21 protein-coding genes and 1 pseudogene are annotated in these 18,869 nt (G+C 63.2%); 3 read left to right on the top strand and 19 right to left on the bottom strand.

Annotated elements, in window-relative coordinates; all coding sequences use genetic code 11:
* Positions 1-53: 53 nt before the first annotated feature.
* From dbpB (ACQEVO_RS03360) to ACQEVO_RS03315, 10 genes are all read right to left on the bottom strand, one after another.
* Positions 54-1,169 (bottom strand): DGQHR domain-containing protein DpdB, encoded by a 1,116-nt coding sequence (gene dbpB, locus ACQEVO_RS03360; protein WP_432908768.1) that lies wholly within the window; start codon positions 1,167-1,169, stop codon positions 54-56.
* Entirely contained in the window at positions 1,162-2,412 is a 1,251-nt protein-coding gene (gene dpdA, locus ACQEVO_RS03355; RefSeq protein ID WP_432908767.1) for a tRNA-guanine transglycosylase DpdA, read from the bottom strand. The genes dbpB (ACQEVO_RS03360) and dpdA overlap by 8 nt, the downstream gene beginning before the upstream one ends.
* Positions 2,413-2,414: 2 nt before the next feature.
* Positions 2,415-3,554 carry a DGQHR domain-containing protein DpdB gene (gene dbpB, locus ACQEVO_RS03350; protein ID WP_432908766.1) on the bottom strand — a complete coding sequence of 380 codons (1,140 nt, stop codon included), beginning with the start codon at positions 3,552-3,554 and terminating at the stop codon, positions 2,415-2,417.
* Positions 3,555-4,046: a hypothetical protein gene (locus ACQEVO_RS03345; protein WP_432908764.1), complete on the bottom strand. Its 492-nt coding sequence runs from the start codon at positions 4,044-4,046 to the stop codon at positions 3,555-3,557.
* 451 nt (positions 4,047-4,497) lie between these two features.
* Complete coding sequence (gene folE2 / locus ACQEVO_RS03340; RefSeq protein ID WP_432908762.1) at positions 4,498-5,322, bottom strand: GTP cyclohydrolase FolE2; 825 nt, start codon at positions 5,320-5,322, stop codon at positions 4,498-4,500.
* Positions 5,303-5,674, bottom strand: coding sequence for a 6-carboxytetrahydropterin synthase QueD (gene queD / locus ACQEVO_RS03335; RefSeq protein WP_432922303.1), 372 nt, complete (start codon positions 5,672-5,674; stop codon positions 5,303-5,305). The genes folE2 and queD overlap by 20 nt, the downstream gene beginning before the upstream one ends.
* Complete coding sequence (gene queE / locus ACQEVO_RS03330) at positions 5,674-6,315, bottom strand: 7-carboxy-7-deazaguanine synthase (RefSeq protein ID WP_432908760.1); 642 nt, start codon at positions 6,313-6,315, stop codon at positions 5,674-5,676. The genes queD and queE overlap by 1 nt, the downstream gene beginning before the upstream one ends.
* Positions 6,315-7,019 (bottom strand): 7-cyano-7-deazaguanine synthase QueC, encoded by a 705-nt coding sequence (gene queC / locus ACQEVO_RS03325; RefSeq protein WP_432908758.1) that lies wholly within the window; start codon positions 7,017-7,019, stop codon positions 6,315-6,317. Before queC ends, queE begins: the two co-directional genes overlap by 1 nt.
* 599 nt (positions 7,020-7,618) lie before the next feature.
* The gene (locus ACQEVO_RS03320) at positions 7,619-8,434 is read right to left on the bottom strand and encodes a hypothetical protein (protein ID WP_432908756.1); all 816 of its coding nucleotides are present in this window, start codon (positions 8,432-8,434) and stop codon (positions 7,619-7,621) included.
* A gap of 86 nt (positions 8,435-8,520) precedes the next feature.
* Positions 8,521-8,772, bottom strand: a complete 252-nt coding sequence (locus ACQEVO_RS03315) for a hypothetical protein (RefSeq protein WP_432908754.1) — start codon at positions 8,770-8,772, stop codon at positions 8,521-8,523.
* Positions 8,773-8,888: 116 nt separating this feature from the next.
* On the opposite strand from ACQEVO_RS03315, the gene ACQEVO_RS03310 reads away from it, so the two are divergent.
* Positions 8,889-9,098 carry a hypothetical protein gene (locus tag ACQEVO_RS03310; protein ID WP_432908753.1) on the top strand — a complete coding sequence of 70 codons (210 nt, stop codon included), beginning with the start codon at positions 8,889-8,891 and terminating at the stop codon, positions 9,096-9,098.
* Between the two features lie 527 nt (positions 9,099-9,625).
* On the opposite strand, the gene ACQEVO_RS03305 is transcribed toward ACQEVO_RS03310, so the two are convergent.
* The 4 genes from ACQEVO_RS03305 to ACQEVO_RS03290 all read right to left on the bottom strand — a co-directional run bounded on the left by ACQEVO_RS03305 (position 9,626) and on the right by ACQEVO_RS03290 (position 13,427).
* On the bottom strand, positions 9,626-9,994 hold the full coding sequence (locus ACQEVO_RS03305; RefSeq protein WP_432908751.1) for a hypothetical protein: 369 nt from the start codon (positions 9,992-9,994) through the stop codon (positions 9,626-9,628).
* A gap of 92 nt (positions 9,995-10,086) precedes the next feature.
* On the bottom strand, positions 10,087-10,242 hold the full coding sequence (locus ACQEVO_RS03300) for a DUF6131 family protein (RefSeq protein WP_432908750.1): 156 nt from the start codon (positions 10,240-10,242) through the stop codon (positions 10,087-10,089).
* Between the two features lie 534 nt (positions 10,243-10,776).
* Positions 10,777-12,033: an FAD-dependent monooxygenase gene (locus ACQEVO_RS03295; RefSeq protein ID WP_432908748.1), complete on the bottom strand. Its 1,257-nt coding sequence runs from the start codon at positions 12,031-12,033 to the stop codon at positions 10,777-10,779.
* Positions 12,030-13,427, bottom strand: coding sequence for an MFS transporter (locus tag ACQEVO_RS03290; RefSeq protein ID WP_432908746.1), 1,398 nt, complete (start codon positions 13,425-13,427; stop codon positions 12,030-12,032). Before ACQEVO_RS03290 ends, ACQEVO_RS03295 begins: the two co-directional genes overlap by 4 nt.
* A 102-nt stretch (positions 13,428-13,529) precedes the next feature.
* Here ACQEVO_RS03290 and ACQEVO_RS03285 point away from each other — a divergent pair, with 102 nt between their 5' ends.
* Entirely contained in the window at positions 13,530-14,153 is a 624-nt protein-coding gene (locus ACQEVO_RS03285) for a TetR/AcrR family transcriptional regulator (RefSeq protein ID WP_432908745.1), read from the top strand.
* A gap of 277 nt (positions 14,154-14,430) precedes the next feature.
* Here the strand turns inward: ACQEVO_RS03285 and ACQEVO_RS03280 are convergent, their stop codons facing one another.
* From ACQEVO_RS03280 to ACQEVO_RS03260, 5 genes and pseudogenes are all read right to left on the bottom strand, one after another.
* Positions 14,431-15,369, bottom strand: a complete 939-nt coding sequence (locus tag ACQEVO_RS03280; RefSeq protein WP_432908743.1) for a hypothetical protein — start codon at positions 15,367-15,369, stop codon at positions 14,431-14,433.
* 180 nt (positions 15,370-15,549) lie between these two features.
* Positions 15,550-15,906, bottom strand: a complete 357-nt coding sequence (locus tag ACQEVO_RS03275) for a hypothetical protein (RefSeq protein ID WP_432908742.1) — start codon at positions 15,904-15,906, stop codon at positions 15,550-15,552.
* Positions 15,907-15,973: 67 nt separating this feature from the next.
* Positions 15,974-16,166, bottom strand: a pseudogene (locus ACQEVO_RS03270) (hypothetical protein); the annotation flags it as partial.
* Between the two features lie 44 nt (positions 16,167-16,210).
* On the bottom strand, positions 16,211-16,945 hold the full coding sequence (locus ACQEVO_RS03265) for a TetR/AcrR family transcriptional regulator (RefSeq protein WP_432908741.1): 735 nt from the start codon (positions 16,943-16,945) through the stop codon (positions 16,211-16,213).
* On the bottom strand, positions 16,942-18,168 hold the full coding sequence (locus tag ACQEVO_RS03260; protein WP_432908740.1) for a cytochrome P450: 1,227 nt from the start codon (positions 18,166-18,168) through the stop codon (positions 16,942-16,944). The genes ACQEVO_RS03265 and ACQEVO_RS03260 overlap by 4 nt, the downstream gene beginning before the upstream one ends.
* 312 nt (positions 18,169-18,480) lie before the next feature.
* Between ACQEVO_RS03260 and ACQEVO_RS03255 the strand changes: the two genes are divergently transcribed.
* Positions 18,481-18,783, top strand: a complete 303-nt coding sequence (locus ACQEVO_RS03255) for a DUF1540 domain-containing protein (protein WP_432908739.1) — start codon at positions 18,481-18,483, stop codon at positions 18,781-18,783.
* The last annotated feature ends 86 nt before the right edge of the window (positions 18,784-18,869 follow it).

Raw genomic sequence — 18,869 nt, 5'->3', positions numbered from 1 at the left:
CGTCGACTGGAGTCCTGTGAAGGGGCCCGTCAACGGGGCTCAGACACTACCCGTCAGGAGATCGGCTTGCGCACTCGAACCGCGGCAGCCAGCACTTTGGTCAGCAATTTGATATCAGTCGGAGTGTTCTGCAGGGAATTCCATCGCCGCTGATCGTCAGGTCCCAGATCCCATGTACCCGCAGTCCACGCTGTAACGTCCTGCAACCCATCGAGTCGACGCTCCAACCCGCTGCCTGGTAGCTGATCAGCGGTGTGGTTGTCCGTCAACATGTCCATCACGTACCCCAGGGATTGGATTCCCACCCCATGGGTGAGTCGGGATTTCCGTGGCGGCAAGGTCCATTCGATCGGCCACATCTCTGCGATCAGTTTCCAGAAGATCTTCAGGTGCAAGACCATCTGCTCGATATCGCCGGTTCCGTCCTCTGGATTTCGGTACTGGTAGAGGGCACCGTCGTAGAGGCTGTTTTCGATCATCTTCAGGACGCTGTTGTCCTTGATCCGGCCGTCCGGGGAGGTCGGGGTCGCTATCGCCCCGCAGAACGGGCTGTCCGTGTCGATATTCAGGCGAATCATGACTTCTGCCGGGAGTTTGCGCCGGGCGTACTTCGGGGGAAGATAGCCGGCCGAGTCCGGTAGCAACTCGTGGATCAGCCCTTTGGGGAGCGGCTTGGTGTTGTTGACCAAGATAAACTGGGAACGTTGCTCGTCCTGACCGTCAGCGATGAACGCGACTACTGCCACCGGGAATGCGTCGATATCGGCGTCCCGGATCGCGGCGACACGCTGCTGTCCATCGACCAGCAGACCCGGTTTGTCGGCTTCGTCGATCGTCTCGTCGACCGGGATCACGAGTTCACCAGGAATCGAGTAGTCCACAGCACTGAACTGACGGCTCGGCTCGAACCGAACGCGCCCATCGAGAGCCAAGACGATAGCGTTCGGCAACATGGCCTCCGGGGACTCGACATACCTGCGGATCGCCCGGATATGGCTGAGGACTTCGGGACGCTGGTAGCCGTCCAGGCTGCCTTCGCTGGACCGGCGCACCCGTGAGACGGTGGTGAAGTCGAGCAACCGCTTGCCGTCGATACCGAAGCAGAATATATGGCGATCGCCTTGCCGGACCTGCAGCGCAGGAACCCTAATGTCGTATCGATCAGCCATGCATAAACTCCTTCTGGGTAGCTGGCGGTGTGGCGGTATGCAGCGCATCCATCTTGGCGGCGAGGACCGAGAGATTATGGAATCCGCGCCGCTTATTCCGTTCGGTACCGCGGAAGATCATGATTTCTATGCCGTGCTCGGCGCACAGGCCGCAGTCGCACGACTTCCATGGGGCGTCTTCGAGGGTCCGCTGGTAGGCGTCGCGGTAGCTCTTCTTCACCCCAACGATCTTCTCGTAGCCGAGAACCTCATCGAGTGCGTCTGCGATGCTGCATTCATCCTGGTCGAATTCCCGCAATGCGGCCAGGCAACTGCGTTCGGCGGTCAGCGCATCACGCTGGGACACCTTGCCCGAGAGAATTGCTCGCTTCAATGTCACGTTGCCATCAACTTGTGGCACACGAATGGCTGTGTATGTGGTCGAGCGAGTGTGGTAGTTGTCGCGATCGTCCATAAAGGACTGGCGGAAGGCCGAGGTGCTGTCGAAGCTGGTCACGCCGAGGTCTTCGAAGGATCCGATCGAGTCCAGGCGTGTGATGCCCAGCAAATGCAATTCGGTGTCACGCTCGCGGATCACATCGATCTCCTGCAAGCATTCCAGAATATCCACTGTTTTCAGGGGGACCATGCCCCCCAGCGCAATCCGCTTGTAGCCCATCTTCTGCAACTGGGAAACACTGTCGGCATAGCTTCGCGGGTCCCAGCCCTGCGCAGCTCCGACCGGTTCGACTGCAGATTTCCGATGGTGGACCGCTGCCAAGAACTTTTCGGCATACCTGAGCGAGATGACCCTTCGCTCTGCCCACTCGTCCTTGGGTTCATTGACCAAACCCGGGCGCTGGTATCCGAGAATCACATGGTCGACGCTCACACCGGCGTCGAACTCGCACTCCTCGTAGAAGTCGAGCACCTCGTCAACGGAATAGGGCGGAACGGGCTCATTCACATAGTTGAACGCTCCGCAGTCACCGAGGGTGGCCACGTCGTCAGGTAGTCTGAAAAAGGATCGAACACCCAGACGGTACAGCCGATTACGTTGGGGCATAGAGTATTTGCCGGCACCGCTGACCGAACCGTCCACGATCGCCTTGGAGACCAAAATGCCGTTGTAGGCAGGTTTGGTCAGCACCTCGTGGGCATACAAGTCGTCACGCTGACGGACACGTGTAGCCAGGTATTCGTCATGGAGGAAATCGTAAGTTGGGCTCACAAGGTCCTGGCTGTCCGGGAAGTAGAACTTCATCTCTATACGCCCACCCTCGCATTGAGATACACCCGTATCAGATAGTTGGACAACTCCTGGATGTGCTTGGGCACATTTTGAACCTCGTTCCATCTCATCCCGTTCTCATCCCATGTTCCCGAGGTCCAGCAGCAATGAGGAGCAACGAGTTCCAGATGTTTCCGAATTGTTTGGGGTGCATCCGGTCGGCGGGCATCAACCGTTCCCAGGATGCGATCCATCAACCTGCCCAAAGCTCGGATTCCCGCGCCGTGCATGAGCCGGCTATTGCTTGCTGGTTTTCCCCAAGCATCGGGAAATGTGTCGCGCACTGCCGACCAGTACGTGAACAAGGCATGGATGATGCCGTCGAAGTCTGTTTCGTTCTGGCGCACGTCCCGATATGGATACAGGCAGCCCGAAGGTGACGTGAGGCTTTCTTGGATCATGTCCACCACAGCGGTGTCTGTGATCACGGCCTTGGAATCGATGTTCTTCGGCGTCGAAGATCGCCGGATCATCCCATACATAGGAGATTTCTCATCTGTATTCAAGATGTCGCACAATTCCGAGGGAGCCTTACGCAGAGCCAGGCGTGACGGCAATTTGCTGTCGACCTCGGGCAGCAATTCCGTCACAAGGCCCCGTGGTAGGGGGCGAGTGTTGTTGACACGAATGAACTGATCACGCTGAATCTGCACCGAGTCTGCGACGAAAGCCGTCACCGGAACCGGAAAATCCTTCTTCTTGATTCGCGACAGGGCGATCGCCCGTTGTTGCCCATCGACTATCCAGGCGGGCTTGGGTCGTCCGGTTGCCGGCAGTGGGATCGTCACCGTTCCAGTGATTCCCAACTCATCACCTGGCATGCGGTTGCCGCGGATTGCCTGGAACTGCACCCGGTCGGAGAGCGCCATGATGATGGGGTTCGGAAAGATCGCGTCGACGCCATCTAGGTATTCGATGATCTCCTGGACGTGGCGGCGGACCTCCGGCCGCTGATATCCGATCAGCTTGCCGGCCTCGTCCCGGCTGACGCGGGAGATATCGGCAACCTGCAGGATCTCTTCGGCTCTGAGCGTGAATACGTACAGGGGGTGCTTCTCGCTCTGTGACAGACAGAGCGCTCGCCGACGAAGGAGGTTGGGGCTGCTCAAGGTCATTCAGGCTGCCACCTCCGCCATGGTCTCGTGGAAGAGCTTTTTGAAACGGCCCTGTTCACAGGAGAACCCGGAGTCTCGCAACTTTCGCAGCAGTTTGGTGGCGCTCACCGCAGGCAGATCGCTGTGGAGGATAATGAACTTTCGTACTTCATCGTCGTCCATCCGCACTCCGGGAGTTCGCCGGCTCGGATCGGGCGGCGCAGCAGCGATAACCTGGTGGGCAACTCGGCGCAGAACTTGCCGGCCGATGCCACCGGGTTCAGCGATGGCAAGGGGGAGCAAATGGGTAGCGGCACGGACCTGGAGCGCATGCAGACTTCCACCGACAACGGATCGCAGAGTAGCCGGGATCGGGATGACCACATCTTCCAGTTCGGGCGTAGCCCGGTTCGCGCCGATGACTATGAACTTGTCCGCGGAGTTTAGCGACTTTGCCGCACGGCGGAGGTCATCCGCACAGGCATTCAGGTAGGGGTTGGACAGGACCGCCACGATAGTGGCATCAGGATCACGGCGTGCCAGGTCTGCGAAAGATCGCGGCTGATCAGGGTGCGGACCTGCCCAGTCAGTGAGTCGTCGCCACCAGTCGGTGGTAGCTGCCCGGTCTCGGCCCACCGAGTCCTGGCTCCCGGTCGAGAACGTCGCCATATAAGGCTGCAAGCGGGTATTGACCGGTATGAGTCCATACCCTGCCGAACAGACCCACAGCCTGGCCTGCTGACCGATTACGTCCGGCAAGTTTCGTGCGATGTTCCAGTGATCGCCGCAGTACAGGTCTTCCGCAGCAATGGTTGGTGGTTCTTCACTGAGCCGACGGGTCCATGTGGAGAATCTGTCTCCCGGTGTGACAGCGCTGATACTTCCCAGCGTCAACTGCTCGGGGACAGCGATGCGTTTACGGTTCGTGCAGGTGACTACTACATGTACTGGGGAGTGGGGACCGCTAGTCTCCATTGCCGCTCCAACTGTCCGTGGCGACAGCCGTCCACGGGATGGCCGCATACGCGGCGTGGTTGTGAATGCTCTCGTCGTTGACGATCCGGACGCGGTACTCAGCTATCCGACCGTCCGCCTGCAGTGCAAGAGCCACATTCCGTGCGATGTCCTCGACGAACAACGGGTTGTCGTATGCGGCCATGGTCACATACCGCTCGTCGGACCGCTTCAGAAGCGAATAGACAGGTGAAGAACCGGAAGATTCCGCGATATCGATCAGGTCGTCGAACCACAGGTCACCGCGCGGATCCAGAGGCCGGGCGCCGATCGTCACATGTCCCCGCTGGTTGTGGGCGCCGCGGTCACTGATGGCCTTGCTGCAGGGGCAAACACTTGTCACCGGCACGTCAACCTGCTGGGTCAATTCGAAGCCGGTGTCCAAGACAGTTGCTTCGAGTTCGCATGCGTAGTCGACGAAGGACGGGATACCTGAGACAGGCGCCCGTCGTTCGAGAAAATAAGGAAAGGACACCTTAGCCCGCGCTGAACGGCTACCCATTCGTCGCCTGAGTTCGTCGACCATGCTCAGCGTGTTGCCCGGTCCGAATTGATCGCGCCACTCGTTCAGGACATCGATGAAACGGCTCAGGTGCGCGCCTTTGACATCCGCGGTGAGACTCACCGACATGGTGACGGTTGCGGCGACTTCTCTTTTGCCGCCCTGTCCATCGGCGATAAGCAAGGGATAGTGCAGGTCTTCGATCCCGACCTCCGCAAGCGAGATACCTCGTGTGTCGGGTTTCGCCTGGACGTCAGCGAGCATCTGCTTCATCCTCCCCGCGGTAGATGCAGCCGGACGTGCAGGTCTCCTTAACCACAACCTGAGAGAGCGGCAACTGATCGATCAGACACACCCAGATCCAGCGTGCGATGACCTCGCTGGTCGGATTCTCCAGTCCTGGAACCTCGTTGAGATAGTAGTGGTCCAACTGTTCGGACACCGGGGCGAACGCCTTCTTGATCTCTGCGAAGTCCATCACCCAACCGGTCTCCGGGTCGACCTCTCCTGCGACATGGATCACCACGCGGTACGAATGCCCATGTAGCCGTGCGCATTTATGTCCCTCAGGCACATTCGGCAGGCGGTGGGCCGCTTCGAAGGTGAACTCGCGGTAGATCTCCATCACTTGACTCCAATGTACTTGTGGGTCTGGATGCTCAGCCTCCACTGCGGATGCTGGAGGCAGTACTCGATCGCAGCCTTCGTGTTCTCCTGTAGCGCCGGGCCGTCCATCGGCTGCAGCAGCAGCGAACAGAAGTCGAGTGATTCGAACAGTTCCGGAGCCGCTCCCGCCTGAGGGTAGACGAGCTTCAACTCGTCACCCGATGTCACGGCGAGTTCTGTGCCGGCTTTGGGGCTGACACAGATCCAGTCGAGTCCATCCGGTGCGGGCTTGGTGCCGTTTGTCTCGACCGCTATCTCGAAACCCGCAGCATGGAGTTCATCCACCAGTGGCTGGTCAAGTTGCAGTAGCGGCTCGCCACCTGTGCATACGACCAGCGGTCGTGAACGCGGATGAGCCTCTCCCTCCCAGGCCTTAACGACGGCAGCGGTCAGATCAGCAGATGTGGCGAATGTGCCACCGCCGGGCCCGTCGGTGCCGACGAAATCGGTATCGCAGAACTGACAGATCGCTCGAGCCCGACCGGACTCTCGACCGTTCCAGAGATTGCAGGCGGCGAATCGGCAGAACACAGCGGGGCGGCCGGCATTCCCTCCCTCACCCTGCAACGTGTAGAAAAGCTCCTTGACCTGATAACTCATCAGCCCACTCCGGTCGGAATGTACGGTGCCGGGTCGGACATGCCGAGTTCTTGGAAGCCGCGGATCCGCAGCAGACACGAGTCGCACGTGCCACAAGCCGCGCCGTCAGGTCGAGGGTCGTAGCAACTGTGAGTAAGGCTGTAGTCCACTCCCAGCGCGAGGCCACGCTCGATCGTCTGAGCCTTGGTCAACTCGATGAGCGGAGTATGGATCTTCAATTTCTGCCTACCCTCCACCCCAGCCTTGGTAGCCAGATTCGCCATGCGCTCGTATGCCTCGATGTACTCGGGGCGGCAATCCGGGTACCCGCTGTAATCCAATGCACTCACGCCGATGAACACGTCGCTTGCGCCCAGAGTCTCTGCCCATGCCAGTGCGAACGACAGGAAGATTGTGTTGCGAGCCGGTACGTAGGTGATCGGAATCTCGGCACCATCGACGTCCCCAACGTTATCGTGATGGGGAACGGCGATGTCCGAGGTCAGCGCCGACCCACCGAAGACACGTAAATCGATATCGGCTACGACGTGTGCCACTGCTCCCAGTGCCGCGGCAACCCGCCCCGCCGCCTCAAGTTCGACGCTGTGGCGCTGTCCGTAGCGAAAGCTCAGAGCATAGGGCTCATAGCCGTCGTGACGCGCGATCGCTAGAACCGTCGAAGAGTCGAGTCCCCCGCTCAACAGCACAACTGCCTTTTTGCCCATACTGCCTCCTAACGATCACACTGCCATGGCGGGCGATGTAGGCCCCGGCCTAACTGCAGGCAGTTCCTGTACTGGTAGTGTGCAGTTACTACCAGGCTATGCCTGAGTAAACTACATCAATGTAATCTGTTGGGTGCCACTGGGCATGCGATTGGAATGGCCACGTAATCAGCTGTCACCATGTCAAGTAGCCGCTCGGCATCAAGACGGCGAAGACGAGGACTCTGTACGTCCGCAGGCTTGCACCCCCAGACCTATTTTCCCACCGCGCTCGGGCAGCAGTCGGTGGTTGGCCCGCGTGGTGGGATAATGGGCACTTCCCGTTCGGTCAGTGAGCCGCCAGCGGGATGAAGGGCTCCCACCACGACCGAGTTCCAGCCCGCTCCCTAACTTGCGGTATGCGCTGCTGTCAGTCTTTGAAAACTACGCCGAGGGCTGTTGCACGGGTAGGCGACATCGATCTCGTTTGCAGATAAGTGAGCCTGGAACGATGTCACCACGCACAAGTCCTACCGGCGGTAGTTCCGTGACGATGTGGTCCGAGTCACCCGCAACCTTGAAGAAGGAGTGACTCTCTATCAGTGCTCAGTCTCAGTCTCCTAGGGAACCACCAGTTCGCGGGCGGCTGCGACCACCCCGGGCCAGTTTTCCTCGGGGATGAATTCCACCAGATCGTTCCCGTCGTCCAACCGGGTGTGCTCGATCGGCAGTTTCTCCAGGGCTGCACGTGGTAGTTGCAGCACTGTGTCGGCGCTGTCGCGGACCAGGATTCGATCTACGGCGGGCATCAAACAGGCGCGTTCGGAAAGCAGCGCGGCGAAGGTGAATTTCTCGTCGTCCTTGCTCGCCTGGAAAACCCCTGCGGGGTCGTACCGTGGGTCCGGCCACTGCACACGGCGCATCAGTTCGAGCAGGCGGTGGCCGCGGGTGCGTTCGTCGCCTTGGACGAGTCCGGGCAGAGTGCGCGGACCCAGCGCGACATCGCGGTTGGGGCCGGGCAGCGAAATGACTCCGCCGCTGCGCTCGGACAGTTGCGCGACCATGGAGACCGACCGGCCGAGCTGATGCAGCGCCCAGTCTTCGTTGTACACGTCGGTCAGTTCACCGGGCGGCAGCGTGCCGTACTCGGTGTCGACGTCACCGCCGGCGTGGTCCGCCGCAGCTCGCAGTATCCGGAGGGCCAGGTCGAGATCCTCCGGCGCGGACGCCGCGGGCAGGGTTACCTCGAGGGTGTCGTCGGACCAGGCGACGGTCAATACCCGGGTGGAGATCCCTTCGCGGTAGAGGTACCACGTGCCGGGAGCGTTCACCGGATCACCGGGCGCGTCGCCCCGCCAGCAGATATCGGCAAGAGTGGGTATGAGAATGCCTGCGGGGAACGGGAGTTCGAGGTGGACGGTGAAATCGGTGCTCACGTTCCCAGCATTGTCCGGTGTTCCCGGCCCCGCATCTGCTTTTCCGCCGTCGTCGTGGCGCAGCCCGGCCGCTATTCCTCTGTGGCTCAGTTGCCTACGAATGCGGGCAGAGTGAGGGCCGAATGGACCGGTCGTCCCGCCGCGCTGGGCGGCGCGGTGGCGAGAGTGCGGAGCATGGTGTTACGCCGTTCCAGGGCCTGCCGTGTGGTCGGGAAGAGTGCGGCATCGCCCTCGGCGACCTGGTTCTGGTTCGCGGTCACGAAATCCCGGGTGTCGTTGTCGTATGCGGCGAAGCCCGCAGCGGGGTCGCGGTGGGCGGCCAGGGAGCCGGCGAGCATGTAGGCACCGACCAGCGCGAGGCTGGATCCCTGTCCGGTGAGGAACGAGGGAGCGAGAGACTGGCCTCGACATCGAGATAACCGGCGTCCTAGGGATATACACCGATCCCGAACACGTGATCGCCTACGCAGACGGCGAGGTAAGGCAAGAATTCAACATCACGTTCTACGGCCGCGTGACCGGCGGCGCCATCGCGGTCAGTGCGGAATCGACCGATGTCGAATTCTTGACACCGGCTCAGCTGGAAACGCTTCCGGTGCACGAGACGGTGCGGCTCCGGCTACGGCATCACTCCAAACAGAGGTCGAAGCCGTATCTCGGCTGATGTCATGCCGAGCGGAGTGTATTCGGTGATCGCGAGACGCTGCGAAGGGCGCGGCCGGTGGCCGGCCACCGGGGGCGGGCAGGTATGGGCTTCGGGCCGCAACCATGAGGTTATATCGACCGCCAGCACCAACCGGCCGTCCACGGCGCGAGGCAGCGGCACCGAAACCAGCGCCCGACGAAGCCGAGCGATGTCGATCCGGCCGCGGTCCAGGGCCGCATTAGACGCTGCCGTGTCCTCGGCGATGCTCATTGATCAGCGACAGCTCCGGCAACGATCGCACCGGCCCGTCCGCGCACAACACCGCATCCACCAGATCGAACGCCGCGTCCGCTCGCCGAAGCAGGCACTGGCAGAACTCCCGCCGGAACCCGAAAAGTCCCCGGCCGTGCCAGCGCAGCCGGTGTCGGGCACACTGTTCAACTGAAGCCCTCGGTTGTCGGAAGTCTTTCTGTCGCAAGAGGAACTGATCAACCAAAGGCTTCACCCGGGATCACAAAACAGCAGCTCAGCGCTTAAAACTCGAGCTAGGTGATTCCGCGTCTCTTCTCGTCCGGATCGATCTCGTCGGCGCGCTCGAACTCGTGATTCAACTCGTCGCGAGAGGTCGCCGCCTCACTGCGATGTGCGGCTGCCTGTTGTTGCAGGCTCGCCGCCCGCGCTTTCTTGGCATCGGCTTCGGCCGCCGCCGCCCGTGCTCTGGCCGCGGTCTCGTCGGCGAGCGCTTCGCGCTGCCCGACCTGGTGTTGCCTTCCGGCCGCTTCGTCGCGAATGCTCGCCGCCTCGATACGGCGACGTGCCCTGCGTTTTCTCATCGCCATCCAGATCAGTGCGGCAATGATCAGGATGACCACAACCGCGACAACAATTATCACGATAATTGTGCTGGTTGCCATTTCCGTTCCTCACCTCGAGTGTGATTCGTCGATGGCATCGCATCGCAACGCTGGCCATCGACAACGGATGCCGCCGGATCGACACGGCGACGTCAGTAGTAGTGGCGTCGCCCGCCAACGGCGCGGCCCATCGACCCCAATGCAAGCAACACCAGTCCGACGACGAGAACGACTATTCCTAGAATCCACAGGATCTGGATACCGAAGATAAATCCGAGGACGAGCAGGATGATTCCGAGAATGATCATGTGAGGACCTGAATTCGGTAACGAGAATCGCGGGACCGGACACCCCGGATCATCTCTACGGTCCGTATCGACTGTGACAGCGTGCGAACGCGCCCACAACAAGGCGGTTTGGACCGGCTGAAAGCCGGAGTAATCGCTCGCCGAAGGGGCGCGCAGTCCGGATACCACTGTCCGGGTCTGACGCTGCCGGCTTTCGACCAATCTGTTTCGAGACGGAAACAGTCGAGCTCACGACATACGAGGCCGGTGACCCCGGTGTTGCGGGCACGGGGAACCGTGGCATCGTCCGCCACGGCATATGCGCTGCTCATTCTGCTCACCACACCCACCACCAGCTGCAACGAGCTCCTTTCAGATTCTCAGTACACGCCCGGCGGGCGGCAAAGTCAATGCCGTGGGCCACCCGGGCGACCGTTACGGCGGGTGCGACGTGTGCGCGGCCACGGAGGCCGGCGGCGACCGCTCCAGCCGGTCGTGAAGGCTACCGGCTCGATATCCAGGTGCAGGTGATGGACACGGCCGGAAGCGGGGGAGCTACGCTCGCCCGGCAAGGAAGGTGGCGACATCTGCGCCGGGTACGAATGCGGGCAGAGCGAGGGCCGAATGGACCGGTCGTCCCGCCGCGCTGGGCGGCGCGGTGGCGAGAGTGCGGAGCATGGTGTTGCGCCGTTCCAGGGCCTCCCGTGTGGTCGGGAAGAGCGCGGCATCGCCCTCGCCGACCTGGTTCTGGTTCGCGGTCACGAAATCCCGGGTGTCGTTTTCGTATGCGGCGAAAGCCGCAGCGGGGTCGCGGTGGGCGGCCAGGGAGCCGGCGAGCATGTAGGCACCGACGAGTGCGAGGCTGGATCCCTGTCCGGTGAGGAACGAGGGTGCGTACGCGGCGTCTCCCACCAGCGCCACCCGGCCGCTGGACCAGTGGGGCATGCGGATCTGGGCGACCTCGTCGAAGAACAGGTCGTCCGCGTCGCGCATGGCCGCGACCATGCCCGGGACCTCCCAGCCGGCGCCGGCGAAGAGTGCGGAAACCAAGTCCTGTTGAGCTTGCGGGTTCCGGAACGCTTCGAGGGGCGGTTCCGGGTGCGCGAAGTTCAATAGCGCGTGGACTCGGTCGTTTTCTCCCACCGCGTAGAGCGCCGCGGCCCTGCCGGGGGTGTTCCACATGACGGTCTCGCGGCTGAGCCCGAACGTGTTGGGCATGGTGAACCCGGCGAAGCAGTAGCCGAGGTATCGATGGAACTGCTTTTCCGGGCCGAACACCAGTTCACGGGTACGGGAGTGCAGACCGTCCGCACCGATCACCAGGTCGAACATGCGCGGGCTGCCCCGGCGGAAGGTGATATCGACACCGTCGCCGGATTGTTCGAGGGTTTCGATGGAATCGCCGAACAGGAACTCCACGTTGTCACGGACCGCCGTGTAGAGGGCGGCGGTCAGGTCTCCCCGGCGCACCTCCAGATCTTGTCCGGCGACGCCCCCGGTGACCGCGTTCGGGTCGACCGAAGCCACCTCGCGGCCGTGCTCGTCGAGGAAGGTCAGCCGGCGCAGATCGATATGCGCGTCCCGCAGCCGCGGCAGAATTCCCATTCTCCGGACGACTTCGAGTGCGGTGCCGCGGATGTCGATGGGGTAGCCGCCGCTGCGGGGTGCGTCCGCTTTCTCGACCACTGTGACGGCGAATCCGTAGCGCTCGAGCCAGTACGCGAGAGCGGGCCCCGCGATACTCGCCCCGGAAATCAGGACGGTCCGCTTCGGCGTCGTGCGGGTATTTTCCGGTAGTTCGGTGCGAGTCATTTCTCGATTCCTTTGTCCATGGTGCGGGCGACGAGTAGAGACAGCGCCGTGACGGCGCCGGCGATGACGAAGCCGGTGACGAAGGCGGATTCGGCCGGCACATCCGACCCGGCAGGCGTTGCAGCAGTGAGGATCGCGCCACTGAGCTGCGCGCCCACGGCATAGCCGAGCACCCGGGTCACCAGGACGAGGCTGGTCGCGATGCCGGTGTCACCGCGTTCGACGGCCGTGGCGATTCCGGTCACCATCGCGGTAACGCACAGACCGTTGGCGAGCGCGACCAATGCCTTGCCGCCGATGAGGTGCCAGACCTCGGTGTGCACGGCCGCCAGACCGAACAGGGCGACGGCCAGTATGACGATTCCGGCGATGACCACGGCCCGCGAGCCGGAGCGCCGCGCCCACACCCCGCTGAGGGGTCCGGCGAGCGTAGCGGCCACGGCACCGGGCAGCAGGAAGAACCCGATCTCGGTGGCGCTCGCGCCGAAACCGTACTCGCCGGAGGGCACGGCCAGCAGCTGCGGAACGAGATAGACCGCCACCGAGGTCCCGCCACAGACCGCGAACGTCAGCACACACGGTTGCCATATCGCGGGGCGTGCCAGCATGCGCAGGTCGATCATCGGGGCGGCCGCGCGGCGTTCGACCGCGACCCATGCGGTGCCGAAGGCGGCCGGAACCAGGAGCAGGGCGCCGAGCACGATGGGCTGCGACCACAGATCGGGTGCCAGCGCGAGCGTGATCATGAGGCTGGCGAGCGTTGCGCTCAACAGGACCAGGCCGGGCCAGTCCATCCCGGACTCGTCCGATCGGCCGGGTACATCCGGCGGAAGCAACCAGTTCACGAGAGCACAGGCACCGATGACCGCGATCGTCGGTAGCGCGAACATCCAGTGCCGGGAGAGACCTTCCGCCACGGGCCCGGCCGCCAGCGTGCCCGCCATACCGCCGCCCACGAACAGCCCGCTGACCACCCCGATCGCCACCTTCGCCGCGCCCGCGGGAAGGTGTTCGCGCACCAGGATGAACGACAGCGGAAGGGCGCCCACCATCGCGCCCTGCAGGATCTGGCCGAGCAGCAGCACCGGCAGATTCGGGGCCAGGGCGGACACCATGCCGCCTGCCGAAACCACCGCCATCAGCCGGATCAGGATCCGTTTTCCGCCGTAACGATCACCGAACTTGCCGGCGACCGGTGTGATCAGCGCGCCGGTGACGAGGAGTACGACGCTCAGCAACGCTCCCTGGGCCGGACTCATCGCTAGGTCGCGTTGTAGCAGCGGCAGCGTCGGCGTCACCACCGACTCGAGGGCGCCGGTGGCGACGGCCAGCATGCCGAGCGCAGCGACTGCGCCTTTCCCGATGCGGGCCGGTGGAGCCAGAGTTGCGGTCATCGACAACCTTCCGTCAGTGCTGAGCGGGATGGCTACCAGCCCCGCCCGCGCCATTCGCATTTCTACACTACACCGTGCAGTGTAGACGGCTACGATGAGTCCATGCCGACTACGAAGACGCTGCGCGAAGGGTCAGCGCAGAAGCGGGCCGCCATCCTCGCGGCAGCGCGGGAACTGTTTCTCGCCGACGGCTTCGACCGCTCCAGCGTCGATGCGGTCGCCGCGCGAGCCGAGGTCTCCAAGCGGACGGTCTACGACTACTTCGGCGACAAACAGACGCTGCTGCAAGCGGTCGTGGACGCTGTCGGCCAGTCACTGATCACGACGATCCGGCGCACCCTCGACGAAACCCTCACCGAGATAACCGATCTCGAAGACGACCTTGTCGCCTTCGCGATGCGTATCGCGACCGATATGCTCGGCTCGGCGGAGTACACAACGCTGCAACGACTGGTCCGCACGGAATCCGGCCATCTCCCGGCTCCGGACTACAACCCCATGGCCGAAACCCCCGACGAGGCAATTGCCGAACGGTTCGCCGCCCTCGCCGCGAACGGGCTACTCGATATCCCCGACCCCCGGCTGGCAGCCGACCAGTTCATCGCGCTGACCTTCAACGTCGCACTCAACAGGCTCGGTTCGGCAAACGCCGCCGCGGACGCTCGCGTCCGTCCATTGGTCGTCGAGGGCGTGCGGACCTTTCTCCGCGCATACCGCATCGGTTAGAGGAGCGGCGAACTTTCGCGCGGTTCCGACCACCTCGGGCCAGTTCTGGTCGGGGATAGATTCCACGAGACCGTTACTGTCGCCCAACTGGGTGCGCTCGATCGGCAGTTGATCCCCGGCTACACGCGCTAGTTGCAGCACTGTGTCGGCGCCGTCGCGGACCAGGATTCGGTCCACGGCGGGCAGTTGCGCTCGAAGCAACAGCCACCTCATACCAGCGGCCTGGCCTCGAGGATGCTCGGTGCGACGGCAGGCCGAACCCGCGGTGCGGTGCCGTTCACTCGGCTTCCGGGAAGATACCGAGTACAGCGGTCACGGCCTTCTCCACGGCTGCGCGATCGTGTCCTCGGACCTGCACCGCGGGGACTTCTTCGAATTCGTATCCATCGACGACCGGGTCGAAGGTCGGGCCGACTCGGACCATGTAGGCCGTTCCGTCCTCATTTGTCGCAAATACCTGTCGTCCGGCGATCTCGACCTTGTCGTAATTTTCGAACTCTCTGTCCGAGGCGTGGGTATAGCCCACATATATGTGGTCACCGTCGAGATCGAACCAGCAGCCGTCGACCCACTGTGTACGGCCGCCGCGGGCGTCGGGCAGCCGGGTCAGGACCTCGCACGGATCCGCTCCGGTCACTACGGTGCGCACCGTGCCCGGCGATTCGCCCAATCGCGGGTGACGTTTCCACTCGGATAATGCCACGCCGACAAGGGGCTGAATCGCGGTGCACGGCTCGGTCCCCGCGCCGACGTTGAGGCGGATCTCGATCGAGCCTCCCGTAGGCAACGGCGAATACGCGGTGCAAAATCGCTGCGAGGCGGTGGCGATTTCGTCGGGACGAAGGGCATGGTAGTCGCCGATCAGCGTGACGGCAGCGCCGTCGATGGTGACGGTTTCGCCGGCATCCAGGTCGGTGTTGTCGAGTGACCGCACCACCCAATCGACACTGCCTGATGGTTGGGGGTCGCCACCGAGCACCGCGGCGCATCCGTACAGGTGATTCGTGCCGACCGCGGTGACCCCGTACTCCGCCAGAGCGTCAGGCGGTATCAACGCGCAGATATCGGTATCGCGGAGCCGGGCCAGTGCCTCGGCCGACGGCTCGGTCTCGACAACCGGTGCCGGCGCGCTCGATGAACTGTCCATGCAACCCGCCGCCGCCAGCGCGAGCGCCACCAGAATTCCTACCCGCCGGACCATTGATCCCCCCACCACCCATTCGATCCGTCCTCGGCCCGAAGCCTAGCGCACGCGTTCCGGACATTCTCTCGAACCGAGCCCGTCGTGAACGGCCAGCCTACGGATGCTGGGCAACTTATTCCCTGGACGGTGCTTCCCCTTGTCGCTCGGCCACTCGTAGGTCTTACCTGCGGCTGTGGATCTGCTGGCGGAACCTCATAGGTCCCGCCAGACGTGAGGCTCTTGGTAGGCATGGAAACCTCGGAAATACCAGTCCGCCAGGTCGTCGATTCGTTCGAGACAATCGAGGTGATACTGTGCGGGCTCCGGGCGGGGAAAGTTGGGATGTGACGTCCAATCCCGAACGAAGTGTGAGGCCTCGTAGAAGCCCTCTGCCATCCAACGATCGAACCGATCGTGTTCCTGGGACCACTCACATGCCCTGCGCATCGCACGTTCGAGCCGGGTGAACCCGGCCCGGTCCCACACCAGGCCTTCACCACGCAGGCCCAGCATGAAGCTGCCTTCGGCAGCCTCGAACTCCTCGCGCAACACCGCCAGAAAATCTTCCACGGACACGATCATGCCCAACGCGCACGACGGGCCGCAGGTCACCATGACGGGAATCGACCCTCATGGGAGGGGGTGCCCGCGACGCACCGACAGCCAATGGCCACGACCGCGTTTCCGGCCGCTGTCGATTCTTACGCTCGAGCCCCGCTACCAGCCCCGACCCGTACTCCCTCGCGCGTCCGCGGCTCCACACGCCCGAACCGGACCGCAATCCGCGACATCGACGAATCCAACTCGGCCACAACACGATCCAACACCACACATCAGATCTACCAGCACTGACCATCAAAACGCCGTGGCAGTACTAACCCGCCGTTCCGGTGGTGAGGCCCATGCCGGCGGCGAGGTCGGTGAGGACTGCGTCGAAGAGGACGTCCGGGTCGCTGACCGGCATGGGGTAGTTGCCGAAGACTTCGAGTGTCACGTGGCCGTAGAGGCGGACCCAGACCGTCATCATCAGGTATGCCACGCCGAGGTCGAACTTTTCGGCCGGGAACTTCTGGTCCGATCCGGCCAGTAGCGCCATGAGTTCGCCTTGGAACGCGAGCAGGTCCGTGCGGAGTGCTTCCGGGATCGATTCGACCGGTGGGGTCGCGAGGTCGTAGGCGGCGAGTAGTTTGCCGGCGGCTTCCAGGAAGACCAGGCCGAAGGATTCGTCGAAGCGGCGGACCGTGCCCGAGCCGTCCGCGGTGGGTGAGGCGAAGACCAGGGTGAATTCGTGGCGGTGGGCCAGGGCCCAGTGGCGGAAGGCGCGGCAGATGGCGAACAACCGGACCACCCCGTCGTCGGGGAGTTCGGCGACCTGGGCGGCGAGGTCGTCGGCGAGCTGTTTGCAGATATCGCGGCGTAGCGCGGCCAGGAGGTCTTCGCGGGACGGGTAGTAACGGTAGAGGGCGGGGGCGGTGATGCCGAGTTCACGCGCGATGGCGCGCAGGGTGAGCGCTGCCGCACCCTGCGCGACCAACAGTTCCGCGGCTACGCGCCGGATGTCCGCGTCGCTGACCGCGGGCATCCGGCCGCGCCGGACGGGTGGTGTCATTCGTAGGCGACCTGCCAATTCTTGATGCCGTTGAGCCAACCCGACCGTAGCCGAACGGGTTCGGCGACCTGACGGAGGTTCGGCATCACGTCGGCGATGGCGTTGAAGATGAGGTCGAGTTGCAGGCGGGCGAGGTTGGCGCCGACGCAGTAGTGGGTGCCGGTGCCGCCGAAGCCGACGTGCGGGTTCGGATTGCGGGTGCAGTCGAATTCGAAGGGCTTGACGAAGTGGTCTTCGTCGAAGTTGGCGGAGGCGTAGAACAGGCCCACGCGCTGGCCCTTCTTGATTTCCTGGCCGCCGATTTCGGTGTCCTGCAGGGTGGTTCGCTGGAAGGCGATCACCGGGGTGGCCCAGCGGACGATCTCGTCGGGGGCGGTGCGGGGGCGTTCGGCGCGGTAGAGCTCCCACTGTTCGGGGTTGTCGACGAAGGCCTTCATGCCGTGGGTGGTGGCGTTGCGGGTGGTTTCGTTACCGGCCACGGCGAGCAGGATGACGAACCAGGCGAATTCTTCCGAGCTCAGGGCTTCGCCGTCGATATCGGCGCTGAGGAGCTGGGTGATGATGTCGTCGGCGGGGCAGCCGCGGCGTTCCTCGGCGAGGTTCCAGGCGTAGCCCATGACCTGCGCGTTGGCCATCTTGTAGCTGTCGGCGTACTGGGGGTCGTCGTAGCCCATCATCTGGTTGGACCACTCGAAGAGTTTGCCGCGGTCTTCCTGCGGCACGCCGAGCAGTTCGGCGATGGCCTGCAGCGGCAGTTCGCAGGCGACCTGTTCGACGAAATCGCCGCCGCCGGTTTTCTTGGCGTCGTGCACGATCCGTTCGGCGCGCTCGCGCAGGGCGTCGCGCAGGCTCTGGATGGCGCGAGGGGTGAAGCCGCGGGAGATGATGCGGCGGAGTTTGTCGTGTTCCGGCGGGTCGGTGTTCACCAGCATCGCGCGCTGGATATCGATCTCGTCGCGGGTGATCTCGCCGTTGAAGCGAATCACGGCGGTGTTGGCGTTGGTGGAGTACACCTCGGAGTTCTTGGAGATCTCCTTGATGTGGTCGAGTTTGCTGACCACCCAGTAGCCGCCGTCGTCGAAGCCGCTGACACCGTCGGGCTGATCGACCCACCAGACGGGTGCGGTGCGGCGCAGCTCGGCCCATTCCTCGATCGGCAGGCGGGCGGAGAGGAGGTCGGGGTCGGTGAAATCGAAGTCGTGGGACAGGGACGGTGCGGTCACAATGACTCCCTTGAAGTTGATACGTACGGTTCGCGCCGGCGGAGGTGCCGCAGCACCGGGCCGCCTTGCCGAACACGGTCAACAGGAGTGAACCACACCACACATCATTTGTGAACACCCTTTAGTAAATTGCGTTCACTTATTGGCGTGAGGGGGCGACGACGGCATCTCAGCAAATATTTTGCTAACACGAGCACACCCGCCGGGAATCCACCGCCGAAACCGCCGCCAACGGGTATTCCGAGCCAACCGAACGGGTCTATTGTGGTAGCCGCATGAGCAAGACTCCCACAGCCCAGGAGGACGAAGCGCATGACAACCATGGAGATGCCGCACGTCAGCGAATGTACAGTGAACGACTGTTCCTACAACGATCACGACGGCTGCCACGCCTACGCGATCAACGTCTCCGGCCAGAACGGCAGCGCCGATTGCGCGACGTTCATCCCGCTGGCCACCAAGGGCGGCCTGGACACTGTCACCAGTATGGTCGGCGCCTGCCAGCGTGCGGACTGCACGCACAACACCGACCTCGAATGCACCGCCGGCGAGATCCGGGTCGGCCCCGGGAGCGGGGAGCATTCCGCACGCTGCATGACTTACACACCCCGCTGAGCCCTCCGGAACGCGATACCGCCTCCGGCCGCATACGAATCGACCGGGCCATCGGCATCTTGCCGATGGCCCGGCCGATCACGTTC

This window comes from Nocardia sp. CA-290969, from assembly GCF_050936135.1.
Taxonomy (GTDB): Bacteria; Actinomycetota; Actinomycetes; order Mycobacteriales; family Mycobacteriaceae; genus Nocardia.
This window is presented reverse-complemented; position numbering and strand designations above follow the sequence as displayed.